This window comes from Alicyclobacillus dauci, from assembly GCF_026651605.1.
GTDB classification, from domain to species: Bacteria; Bacillota; Bacilli; order Alicyclobacillales; family Alicyclobacillaceae; genus Alicyclobacillus; species Alicyclobacillus dauci.
Window position 1 is genome coordinate 571,002 of record NZ_CP104064.1, and the last position, 12,120, is coordinate 583,121.

Annotated in this window: 9 protein-coding genes and 1 pseudogene; 8 read left to right on the forward strand and 2 right to left on the reverse strand. The window is 45.4% G+C overall.

All coding sequences use genetic code 11. The features are described 5' to 3' along the window. The first annotated feature begins 38 nt into the window (after positions 1-38). The gene (locus NZD86_RS02860; RefSeq protein WP_268044984.1) at positions 39-659 is read left to right on the forward strand and encodes a hypothetical protein; all 621 of its coding nucleotides are present in this window, start codon (positions 39-41) and stop codon (positions 657-659) included. Positions 660-713: 54 nt separating this feature from the next. Further along, positions 714-1,052, forward strand: coding sequence for a hypothetical protein (locus NZD86_RS02865; RefSeq protein WP_268044986.1), 339 nt, complete (start codon positions 714-716; stop codon positions 1,050-1,052). Between the two features lie 991 nt (positions 1,053-2,043). Here the strand turns inward: NZD86_RS02865 and NZD86_RS02870 are convergent. Then, positions 2,044-2,886, reverse strand: a complete 843-nt coding sequence (locus NZD86_RS02870) for a TrmB family transcriptional regulator (protein ID WP_268044987.1) — start codon at positions 2,884-2,886, stop codon at positions 2,044-2,046. A gap of 122 nt (positions 2,887-3,008) precedes the next feature. On the opposite strand from NZD86_RS02870, the gene NZD86_RS02875 reads away from it, so the two are divergent. The 3 genes and pseudogenes from NZD86_RS02875 to NZD86_RS02885 all read left to right on the forward strand — a co-directional run. Continuing rightward, entirely contained in the window at positions 3,009-3,929 is a 921-nt protein-coding gene (locus NZD86_RS02875) for a DMT family transporter (RefSeq protein WP_268044988.1), read from the forward strand. Between the two features lie 403 nt (positions 3,930-4,332). After that, positions 4,333-4,482, forward strand: a complete 150-nt coding sequence (locus NZD86_RS02880; RefSeq protein ID WP_268044989.1) for a hypothetical protein — start codon at positions 4,333-4,335, stop codon at positions 4,480-4,482. 932 nt (positions 4,483-5,414) lie between these two features. Next, positions 5,415-6,074 (forward strand): annotated as a pseudogene (locus NZD86_RS02885) (reverse transcriptase domain-containing protein); the annotation flags it as partial. Between the two features lie 2,245 nt (positions 6,075-8,319). On the opposite strand, the gene NZD86_RS02890 reads toward NZD86_RS02885, so the two are convergent. Then, positions 8,320-9,258 (reverse strand): hypothetical protein, encoded by a 939-nt coding sequence (locus NZD86_RS02890; protein ID WP_268044991.1) that lies wholly within the window; start codon positions 9,256-9,258, stop codon positions 8,320-8,322. Positions 9,259-10,100: 842 nt separating this feature from the next. Here NZD86_RS02890 and NZD86_RS02895 point away from each other — a divergent pair. The 3 genes from NZD86_RS02895 (at position 10,101) to NZD86_RS24660 (ending at position 11,458) form a co-directional block, all read left to right on the forward strand. Further along, a complete protein-coding gene (locus NZD86_RS02895; RefSeq protein ID WP_268044992.1) occupies positions 10,101-10,307 on the forward strand; it encodes a DUF1657 domain-containing protein in 207 nt (68 codons plus the stop codon). A 548-nt stretch (positions 10,308-10,855) separates the two neighbouring features. Beyond that, positions 10,856-11,161: a hypothetical protein gene (locus NZD86_RS02900; protein WP_268044993.1), complete on the forward strand. Its 306-nt coding sequence runs from the start codon at positions 10,856-10,858 to the stop codon at positions 11,159-11,161. Between the two features lie 3 nt (positions 11,162-11,164). After that, positions 11,165-11,458 (forward strand): YiiX/YebB-like N1pC/P60 family cysteine hydrolase, encoded by a 294-nt coding sequence (locus tag NZD86_RS24660; protein ID WP_407655206.1) that lies wholly within the window; start codon positions 11,165-11,167, stop codon positions 11,456-11,458. Positions 11,459-12,120: the final 662 nt, after the last annotated feature.

Sequence of the window (12,120 nt, forward strand, 5' to 3'; positions counted from 1 at the left end):
CAAGGATTACACCCGTTGGATGTGGAATATATATCCATATGGGTGCTTTTTTATTTGAACCGACAGGTAGCGGAGGTCCACTTATGCGTTGTAAGGGAACGCTGTTGAGTAAGAACAAATCAAACAAAATAATGGGAAGTCTAGTAGGCGTTGTAATCTGCATAACGGGATGCGCTACGCAAACTCAGGTGACACATTCCGTTTTGGGCAATGCTAATCAGTATTTGACTCAACCACCAAATGATGCTTCAAATGTTCAGGTAGAATATAGTCGCGAAATTGGTCAGTACGATTATGTCATTGCCTCGTACGACAAGGGATCTCAACATTTATGGTCAGAAATTATCGGAAGACGCATCAAAAACGGAGGTTGGGATCAAATTGGAATGATTTCTACACTTCCGAGTGATTCTGGTAAGCCACTTGAAATTTTGATTATGTCAATGCCAGCGAACTTTACAATGATAGGTGGCGTGGTTAACGACAAAAGTATTATTAGAGTGAAAATAATCTTCCACAACGGGAACACATCAACTGTAAATGTAAACAGCAAAACAGGTGCTTACTGCTTTATCTTTAAGGGTAAATTGCCTTTAGGATCAATAAATGTGGAAGGATACAATTCTGAAGGAAAAGTAGTATATATAGTGCAAAGATAACCCTTTTTAACTAACGGGCATCATCAATTATAAATTTGTCAGGTGGTAATATGTGTGAACAAGAATCGGCTAATTATTTTGACCGTAGGTTGTCTGTTATTGCTTGCATCAGTATCGATAAACATATATCAATTCGCATCAGTTCATAGGATAGGATATGAGTCCCACGTAATTATTAACGGTGTACCCGCCCCTGACAAGATTGTTTGGCATGGTCTGACATATTCGACTGTCGGCGAAGCGAATCCCAATATGGTAACACTCAAATGGGTCGGAACTGCTACAGCGGGTAGCCAAGACATCAATGTATTCCAGAGAGACGGGATTAGTTCTAATAAGGAACTTGATTATGTACTTGGTGACCGTTTAGTAACGGCAGAAAACAATTCTTGAACCCAGTTCTTCTTGGACTAAAGGGGGCATAGGTCCCATAACCGCTATGCAATGCACGCTGCATGAATATACGAATTGCCTTAGCACCGCCTTATTGCACATCGGGGTTGCGACTTGTAAGTTGTCGATAATCATGTGGTGTGAATCCACCCGCCCAGAACTGCGGGCGCGAACCTACCGTGACGTGGGATGGCACGCTGTCTTGCGATAGCTCACGAGACAATGTAGCCGAGTTCGATAGGGTGATTCGAACCGGAGCTAGGTTACAGGTGCATGGTGAACGAAAGTGAACCCCTTATAAACCGCGTTATGCAAGACAAGCGAAACACTCTGACACGCTTGGGCCAAAAGGCAAGTAGTCGGGATCAGCACTCCCAGATTGCTGATTCGCAGTTCCAAGCGCTATCGCGGGAGTCGGGGCACCTAAACACTTGGTTAATGGGTTATCGATGAAACAAGGTAAGCCCGATGGGGTCTGTTGGAATAGCCGAACAGTAAGCAAAGTGCAAGCGATGCCGAATCCCCAGGGGGTAGAGGAGTGGGCAAAAAGCGAATGCCATCCTGTAATGGGGTGGATAGGGACGGTGGCAACACCAATTGTCCTAACGCGAAAGCGTGCTGACTTGCCCAGGGTCATCTAGCTGGAAATCTCGTAGCACACGGTGAATGGCGTGACCTGTTATGAACCCAATTATCCGTCCAAGAGACGAGTCAACGGGTCACACTCGAAAGAGCATGCGAGAAGTCGCATTCCCCGCAGTGGGTTGCAGAGACAACTGGTGAAGGTGGCTTGAGCCGTGTGACGGGAAACTGTCACGCACGGTTCTGAGGGGGCAAGGGCACCGCAAGGTGCCCAAGCTACCCGGCCAGGAGTATGCAATAGCGACACTTTTAGAAATCTAAATAGCTCATGGTGCTTTTAATGGCTTGTCAGCTAAACGAACATATTGGATGAAGGTAAGTGCCATTTGATACAAATGAGATACACGGTCTATTTAACCAAACCTAGTTTCGTCGCAACCGTAAATCCAGATGGTCCAATGTTAAAACGTTTGCGAAGCTCGATCAAATTAGGTCCAAAACTAGACTCCAGTATAGAACGGTGCTCTTTTAACATCTCCATTATATATAGGTCGTGTACAATAACTTCCGTGATCGGCATTACCAATCCAGGGTGCATTGTCCACGCTGCCCGACTATCCTCCCCAAGGGATACAATGCCTGCGACAACCTCAATGTCGTCTACACTAAGAACAACCCAACGTCCTCCATATTCCAATGTGATTTCATCACTAGAATCGTGTGGATAAACGTCAGCGAAATCGAAATCCAAATCTCCGTATGAAACGATAGTGATTTCGACGCCTGTAGCCGATACTTCGTGTAATTCATCTTTCAGCGGCTCCGCATCTTCTTTCCAAATTTCCAGTAAAACACGGCTGTTTGCTCTTTTGATGCTGTCTTTGATACGCCCAATAATTGCATCGTAGCCTGCGATATTCCAAATGTTATCTCTGTTCTGCATCGTAGCATGAAACACTTCCAAACATTTGGAAGCCTCGTCAAAGGCCGCGTCTGCCTTCCTCTTTCTGTTCGAAATCAGTTCCTGCGGAGGCAGTGGGATATATAGCGCAGGGTCTTCATGGCTTACAAAGATCTCCCCTCGTTCAACAAGCCCATTCAATACCTCGTAAATTTTCGATCGTGGAACTCCTGAGCTTAAGGCGATTGCATATCCGGACATTGGTGATTTTTCCAGAAGAGCGATATAAGCTTTAGCTTCGTATTCAGTGAAGTTCAACCCTTTCAGCATCCTCAGTACGTCTTGTTTCACATCGCAGCCCCCGAGTCATTTTGACAAGAAGTATAGCATGACGTTCTTGACACTTGAAGGACGGAGTATATTCTGTAAATAGGAGTTACTTACGTAGCCACTACTGTCAAGGGGCTGGTTTCATGAGTGAAGAGTCCGTGGTGTCTTCAGGTACCAGATATGGCAACAATTTAGTGTCCACGGTAAGTGCAATCTTGATCTGGAGTACATCGTTTGTCGCAACAAAGATATCCTACGTTTCGTTTCCACCATTTACGGTAGGATTTCTCCGCTTTTTTATCGCAACTGTGGTTTTGGTCATTGTGGTGTTTATTCGAAGGGAATTTAGAAAGGTATCGTCTTTAAGGGACTTTGGCCTATTATCTGTGAGTGGGATTCTTGGAATCACGTTTTATTTCGCATTGGAGAACACAGGCGTCAAACTGACATCGGCTTCTGATGCCGCGATGATCGTATCTTCTTATCCCGCGATCACAGCTATTTTAGAACTGTTAGTTTTTAAAGTGAAAACAACCTTTGTCAAAACTGTGGGAATTGTATTAGCCGTTGGCGGGGTATGTGAATTATCTTTTTCAGCGCACATGAGCTTAGATACTACACAGGTGCTCGGCAACATATTATTAGTCATCGCTGGTGTAGCGTGGACATTTTATAACTTTGTCACAAGTACAGTTGTAAATTCATATCCAGCTACTACTGTATCGTTATATCAAACTGTCATTGGCACCACCGCATTTATTCCATTAGCAGGAACTGAACTGCACCAGTGGACACAACCTAATATGGAATCATTCTTGGCATTGTTGTATTTAGGAATATGCTGTTCCGTTGTAGCGTTTCTACTCTACAACTACGGTTTAAGAAAGCTATCCTCCAGTACGGTAGTAACCATGATGAATCTTGTACCTGTGTTCGGCGTGATGTTTTCTGTTTTAATTCTACATGAGAGCCTAGAACTTAAACAGTTGATTGGTGGAATTGTTGTGTTAGTAGGCGTCTATTTGACCTTACATCAGTACAATTCCAAGCACCGTTTTGAGTAGCTTACACAATGATGTTAAACAAACAGCAATTTTGATACCTTTCCTGTCGTGCACATTGTATTTACTGTGTTGTTGTTCAGGGGCTTATGTAACACAGAAAGTTGGCTTCCTTATTGCGCTATTGGGAGCGAAAACCAATAAACCGGGCACCGTCAGACGTGCATGAATATACATCACTGCCGCTTGACCGCTACTGGATCAACGGGCAGAAATGCTGAGTGCGCCATGAGGCGCTATGTGTTGAAGCCACCGACTCTGGTGGTTGCCGAGTACCTCATCTCGCCAAGGCTAGGATGGCATGCGTTGGGTCTGAGCAGACCCAGGGTTTGAAGCCCATCCAACAATGTACCCGTGAGGGGGAACAAACCTCACGAGATGCGGGGCTAGCCTCGAAGAACTGCTATTGTCAGCGAAAGCGAAGCCATGTCAGAAGCGTGGTCAACTGCAACACCCGAAAGCGTTGGATGATGCGGGTGGATGGAACGAGCATGGTGCCCTTCAGTTTGGCATCATGACCCGGCTTGCGGGTGGTCAGGGACGTACAGAGGTTTAACGCCCTGAATCTTCCCCGCGTATAGTGGCGACCTAAGGCAGTGAGACAGTACATAGTGAACATGGGAACCGATTCATTCGTCCCAACCGGGATGGACAGCTACGTTGATGTGGATGCGTCGGGGCGGAGGAACCGTAGTAGTTCGCGATGGGTAATGACCATTACATGGCGAAGGGTTCCAGTTTGAAGTAGGTGAGCGCAAGTAAAGTAGGACTCCTCTTGGGGAGTAGATTGCGCTTTTCCTTCCATCGCTCAAGTTTGACTTGAGATCCGAAACATGGCGCGTATGGCGCACGGAGACATCTGTGTGAAATGCCTTGAATGGAGAGCCGGATGCGGTGAAAGTGTGCGCCATGTCGTGCGCAGAAAGAATTGTCCGGTCACCGGACTAACGTCCTTGGAAATGCGTTAAGAACAACGCCTAACCTGAATCCGAAAGGAAGAGGGGACAAGAGCATGGTTGTAAAGCGTGGATGCCTTGAAGATGGTGTAGAAGCAGGCTGCGCAAGTTCTGTTCGATATGGTTAAAAGCTACACTGCCTGAACCTGAATGACCAGGGATGGAACCGCACATCTGGGGATACACCGTCTAAATACTCCCTACTTATCGCATATTCGGAATCTATTTTCGTCCGAGGAAATCCAAGGTGATAAGCCATTGAACAGTGAGTTCAAGCAAGGTCATGAGTGGGAACCTAAGTCGAGCTATTACGTTCTTCCTGCGCAAAACATGGGATTGCCTACAGGGGGAGACCCCTACGGTAACGGAGTCTTCATAGTATCCAAAGTGACTGTTGTAATGACGGTTGCACAGGCGGACTCTAATATGTGCCGCTGGATCAGTTGTACCGCCGAAAGGGTAACCAAGTATGCGGGAGATCAGGAGAAGGAAGACAGGTGGTTACGATATCCATCGCTTGGAGGTATGCGGAATGCAGAGAGCCGAAAAAGTGTTGGATATCATCAGCGACAGAGGCAAGCGAAAATTACCGTTGTATCGCATCTACCGTTTGCTCTACAACAAGGAACTGTTTCTTATCGCCTACAAAAATATTTACAGCAACAACGGCGCGATGACAAAGGGTGTGACAAACGAAACAGTCGACGGCATGTCTATCGCCAAGATTGATCGAATCATCGATCAATTGAAAAGGGAAGCCTATCGATTTAGACCTGTCAGACGCGAATACATCAAGAAGAAAGGCAGTAAGAAACAGCGTCCTCTCGGATTACCAACATGGTCGGACAAGTTACTTCAAGAAGTCATTCGGTTGATTTTGAATGCCTACTTCGACCCGCAATTCAGCGACACCTCGCATGGTTTTCGCTCCAACCGGGGCTGCCATACTGCACTTGACTCCATTCGAGCTAGGGACGGTTGGAAAAGTGTGAGATGGTTTGTTGAAGGCGATATTCGAGACTGTTTCGGTAGTATCGATCACAGCGTTCTACTCGGGCTCCTTGCAGAAAAAGTGAAAGACAATCGGTTCTTGAGGCTGATGGAACAGTTTCTGAAAAGTGGGTATTTGGAAGATTGGAAATATAACACTACCCTCAGCGGGTGTCCGCAGGGGGGCTTATGCAAAGCTTTGCATAAGCCCCCTTGGGGTGACCAATTTCTCAACTTCGCAACATACGGTTGGAGATTCAGTGCGCAAAAGAACAATTCCAATCGCTCACTGGGCTCGATTTCTAGCCATTGTTCAAAGGAAAACAGAGACTTTTGGAGAAGATACAAGTGGACTTCCCTCCTCGGAGATTTTTTGTTTGGGCACTTGAAATCTTCTCGAAATTGGGGTGAAGTCCTTTTTTGTGCTCTGTTATCCCTTGCCCTGCAAGGGCTTAGAAATCTGCAAAACGCTCATCTAAGTTCTACGATGCTTAACCAAGCCTGAAAGGTCACTCATCCACTCTTCGTCTACTGGAGATTCCTGATCGTAATTTAATAACAGGTCAGCTTCTTGTCACATTAATCAAATTTGGCGACCCTACCCCATCTTAAACAGTTGTGCAGGGTCGTGGCTTAAAAAGTCTTCATCTTGAAACTTTACCCTGAAGATAGTTCGTTCTTAACAAGCAGGGAACATCTTTACTGTGCCAACAATCTTGGATAATGCGTACGATTTTTTACCCGTTAAGGTTCTAACAGTTATCGTTCCTAGTGTTGGATGAATCGCACATAACCGACCGGTGACTGTAACACCAGATGTCAATTTGAAATACACGGTGCGGTTAATCAGGGTTGATGGTGGTAACGGAGCAGCCATTAGTCTCTTACCTCCCTTCTGGTTGTGATGACTCATGATATGACAATGAGACGAGATGTGTTTGGACAAGTAACCCTTCCTTTTAACCTATAAGTAAGTGGAGGCTTCTGATGAGATAGCTTCTTAACGTGTGTTACGCATTTTAAACAAGGCGCTAGTAAGTAAACAAGTGGGGTGTTTTTGCACATAGGGGGCGAATCTACAAGAAGGAGCACTCTCGAGAAGAATTGCATATAAATGCATATTTGTGCATTATGATCAAGCGCTGTCTGATGGCCTCGATCTCTCGGACCACCCGTATAAATTTCTATTTCCCTACTTGTACTCAAGCACAGACATTACTTGAAATACTCAAACCAAATAATTCTCCCGTAGGCGAATTTACGGTGTCATTTGCCGTTAGGAAGGACAATCTTCCAAAATTAAGTACGTGGGGAAGGGGGAAGAACATTCATGAGGGGTGCAACACCCCTCAGGGTGTCTTTTTCAAGGGATAGTACTGCACAAAGATAGTGACAACAAAAAGAGGGATCGCATTTTTTCATGCGATCCCTTCCCCGGGAGTGTAATTTAAAACATTTAGTCAGCATCCGTATTGTTCTATCTACAATATGCGGTTATTGACCAAATCTTAGCAATGGAGGGTAAGCCCCTAAGAGTATGACACTCCTCTCCCCTTACAATATGATGGTTTGTACGCTCTGGTAATTGGACATTCTTAAACATACCTCTATCGCCTATTCCGTAATTCCCAACGAACAAACACAATGCCGACCCACCCAAAAATGGCTAGAACGGATTGAATGATCACAACTTATACAACTTGCCTTGTTTAAACGTGCAAGGTATTATTGTTTTCGGTTTATAACGATTGTAGGGATACCCTTCATATTGAGGTATCTTCAATATTGTACAGCCACCGAACAAATCTGTAGAAATACGACTTCCTAAATCGAGTCCGGCATTCTTCCTCTTATCCATCGATTCACTCCTCTTTTGTCTTTAAACTCAAATGCTCTGTATCGTATGAACGGAACTGAAGATTGGAAATGGGCGAGTGCCCAAGTACAACTGCCGTTACAAATTTTTTGATGGCCTTTACAAAGTAAACAGGTGAGAAGAAAAGAAACGCATAGGTGGTAGTCCACGGTGAGGGGGAGTGAGTATATTTTATGGCAAAGTTGTATAACAAGTTGAAGGATAAGAGCCATTTTAAGGTTGAATGTTTTCGGTGCGTGGAAACGTCACGTCGAACTGTACGATGACTTTTGATCTGGGGCGAAAAAATTGCACCTGTGGCTATCTTTTTGCAATTTTTACCTCTCGTCTGGAGGGGCCATGGATTTATTCCATGGCCGCGACCAATACGGTAAGGACAAAGGTGATCAAAACTACGTTAGGTGAATGCATATCCAATTATTTAATACACGACTTCTTCAGTGATCAGTATGGTTTAGCTTTATGTTCAGATAGATTGTCCTGTGGAAAGTTAATAGGACTCACTGTACCTAAAAATTATCCGCAGACCGCTAGGGCTCTTATGTTACGTCAGCCTACCATCCTGTCCTTTTTATCCGAACTTTGCCCCTTGGGCCGCCTCTGGACGGGTGTTCTGCCCGGCTTTAGATCCATGTGAACCAGAGGAGCCAGTCTTCGGGTGGGACTGACTGGAGCTTTCCCGAGTAGATCCGGTCGTTTGCTGCTGCTTCTGCATCATCGATTGTTGCTGCATTTCTTGGAGTTGCATCTGCATTTGTTTCATTTTTTGCATCATCGGCATCATCATTTTCTGCATTTCTGCTTTCATAGCGGGATCGTTCATTAACTGGACCATCAGGCCTACCAATTGCGGGCGCAGGTCGGGGTCTTGTGCGATCGCTTTCATGACTTTCATCTGATTTTGCATCATGCGTTTTTTTTGCGTTGGGTCGATCGATGCTTGCTCTGCGACGTCCATCTGGTAATCCAGTACGCTCGGACGTGTATTCAAACTGGCCAAAGCGGCGTACGATTCGTTGATCCCGTCTTTCAACATGCGATCCCGCATTTTTCCATCTTTTAGTGTAGCTTCCCTGGCTTGGAGGAGGATCGCCATCAACTCATTCCGTTTGACAGGATCTTGAGTGATGCTACGTAAACCGGATAGGTTTAGGTCCATATACCGGTCTTTCACTTGTGGGTCAGCCAATGCTTTTTCCGACACGGCCATGTTTACCCCAGCCATTTGCCGGGCAATCTGGGGCTTCTCCGCCATACCCTTCTGCTCCCGTAAATTTTGCTGGTATGCCTCTGCCTGAACCGACGGATCCGATTGAACCGTTTTTTTCCTTCCGTCCAGAAAAGCCCGCTGAATCTCAGCATCCAGAGCCATTTTTTGAATCATCCCCCGGACCTGGTTACCGACCTCCGCTCCACCCTGTGGCTTCTGCTGTTGCTGTTGCGGAGAGCAACCGGTTGTCCCCAAAGCCATCACGATAGATACGGCCACAACTCGTCGCCAAACTGGCATCTTTTGCACCATCCCTTATTTCAATTCAATTAACTCAGACTAGGATGCAAAAGTGGTCCTATTTTATTCCGAATATGCGGGGACATGGGAGAATCCAAAATACTATAGACATGGAACAATATACATGAGAAGGATCATCTTGAGATCTTCATTGGTTTGTTTTGAAAGGTCAGTGGGTAGAGAAATTGTTTCACAAACGTCCATATCTAACAGGATTGGGCATTTTGCAGTTTATCCAGACGATTGATTACCCGCTTGTAAGCCTTCTCAACCATCCTATTTGATAAGGGATTCGGAGTTTTAAAGTAAAATAGAATTAAATCTCTGTAGTATAGGAGCAAGAAACATGTTTGGACGATAAACTTATAAAGCGGATCAACTAAGAATGAATGCTTTACACCCATGCCACCCCCACCAGAACATTCGGCATTAAAACGATTCCGAAATACCTTGTGATAGGCGAACATGGATGACTGTTGTTCAATTCGTTCACCGGACCTGGATACTGACACTATCTTTGCGAATGGTCGGTGAGCCCGTTGTTTAGAGGGGATTGTTGCAATGCGGACCGAAGGTTGCGGCGAGACAATTCATGGGAGATAACAATTACAAGCCGAACAATGCCCATGCAGAAACACCTCCGTACATAGCCTGCCCCGATACTCGTATGTCACACTTCGCATGATCGACCAATATTGTATTCCACTACTACGAGCAAGCGTAAATGTGCGTCTCATATGGAAACATTATGGATATTTAATTCACTGCCGAACTGGAGACTCTAATGTATGGCGAGTGAACTACTTATTACCGCCTATACTATTTAGAAGGGGATTGACGTTATGACGGTATATAGCCAAGTGAAACAGACGTTAGCAGGCTTAAAAAGTGCACAAGCGAGCTTTGAACAATTTGCTCTGCAAACCCAAAACCAGCAGGCAAAACAAGTGTATACAGATGCTGCAAATCAAACAAACACCATTGTTAGTACGTTGGCACAACGTGTTCAACAGTTAGAGCAGGAAGAACCACAGTATAAACAATCGTAATCGTCGAACAGTATGCAAGGCGGAAGCTGGTGCCAAGCCGCTTTCGTCTTTGATTTCGATCACGTAGCTTTATTCTCTTTTAATGGAAAATCCATGTTACAGACACATCCCCATTTAGCTCTCCGAATCATCATCGACAGTTGTTAAATCACAAAACGAATGTTTATAGATTTTCAATCAATGCCTCAAGATGTACTTTGTACAAATATGCATAATATTGAATGGGAATTCTGTTTTTAAAACTTGTTATTATTGAACTAATGCCACCATATGTGCAATAACGGCTGTGATTTGTCTTCCTATCCATAAGCTACATCACAATAGATGTGCCCCTAGACCTCGAAAGTCCCTTCGTCGATCTTTTATCTTTCGATTCTTTCATAGAACCCACTGGTGATTAAATTCGATGGATTAGGAAATTGTAATTGAGTGATTGGAACGCTATTTCGGACGGATGTTGCCTGTCTATTCGTCACGGCATGTAACGAAAGGGTGAATCGCAATACACCGGCAAAGATGGTTTATCTACGTGATCATTCTCTGCCTTTATGTTGGGTTTATCGTGGCTCCTAACGGCTGGTTCTGCCGTTCGCCTACGCTACTGCTTGCCCACTCGGGTTAGCGGGCAATTGATTCAAGGGAACCTTAATGGGCGACATAGCGGCCCGCAGGCACCCGTGGATTTTCACATTGCCGAACCGGGAGACATCATCCTATGCCACGATCCTCATGGCACATATGGATGTTGGATACATGCTGTGTTGTATATCGGATATGACCAAGTCGTGGACGCGAACGACTTCGCCCGCGGCACACTCCTACGGAGTGCGAATAATTACCGGGACTACGATTAGGATATGCTTCTTAGACCAAAAGTTCCAGTGAAGTTACGGCAAGCAGTGGCGCAAGTTGCTTTTTACGAAGTTGGAATGCCATATGACCCTCTGAGTTCCTTATGGGATATACATTCGGCCTATTGCAGTAAGTTAGTTTGGCAGGCGTACGCGAAGGTTGGGGTTCAACTGTGTACTGCGCGCGGTTGGGTCCTGCCGGACCACATTGCGGCCAGTCCACAAGTGGTTTGCATCGCTCACTGGGGAGCACCACGAAGGGGGCTGAAACCATGTGGTTCATACACAAGCGTTCCTTAAAAGCTATGTATTACTGTGCCTCATTTTGTTTATCTGCTTCGGTCACCCGTGGATACAGCGCCTTCTCGTTCTCGGATGGATGGTCCATATGGCAACAAATCTGTGATGATGCACGGTATGTGAGACTTTTAACCCTCGTAGGTCGTCTGTGTAAGTCAACTTCCTGGTATCGTACTCATACTTATCAGCGTTTGGTCTGTAGCATCTGGAGAATTTGGTGAATGGCCCAGCGGATTAATGGAAGTTTGGTATCACCCGTTCATACCCCTTATAGAGGTGCTTCCCCCTGGGCACATCGGCAACTGGTCGGGTATGTACCTAGCAACTTGCCTAGTTCCGGCTGGGATGATAGCAGTATGCTGGGGATGTAGGATAATTACCGGGCATTCCGGTCATCCATGAGGCTGAATCCATAACGTGTACGGGACGACCCCTACCGCGTAGTATCGGCGGTGTTGGATCGCTTGACCCGTTGCACATTCCCGCCCGCAATTTCATCAATAACAGTTCCAAAAACATTCGTTTATGCAATTGATGAACTGAACGTAACAAATAGCATATTTAAGGAAGCAGTAATTCACTAAGATACGGGTGCTTGCACTGAATACACTTCAGAATCAATATCAAAGTCTGTGAGTCGGATGGTCTTCATCCCCACAGAC

Bases quoted from the DNA above. Each gene is read 5' to 3' on its own strand.
- NZD86_RS02890 (WP_268044991.1), bottom strand. From the start codon at position 9,258: ATGCCAGTTTGGCGACGAGTTGTGGCCGTATCTATCGTGATGGCTTTG.
- NZD86_RS02860 (WP_268044984.1), top strand. From the start codon at position 39: ATGGGTGCTTTTTTATTTGAACCGACAGGTAGCGGAGGTCCACTTATG.
- NZD86_RS02875 (WP_268044988.1), top strand. From the start codon at position 3,009: ATGAGTGAAGAGTCCGTGGTGTCTTCAGGTACCAGATATGGCAACAAT.
- NZD86_RS02895 (WP_268044992.1), top strand. From the start codon at position 10,101: ATGACGGTATATAGCCAAGTGAAACAGACGTTAGCAGGCTTAAAAAGT.
- NZD86_RS02900 (WP_268044993.1), top strand. From the start codon at position 10,856: ATGTTGGGTTTATCGTGGCTCCTAACGGCTGGTTCTGCCGTTCGCCTA.
- NZD86_RS24660 (WP_407655206.1), top strand. From the start codon at position 11,165: ATGCTTCTTAGACCAAAAGTTCCAGTGAAGTTACGGCAAGCAGTGGCG.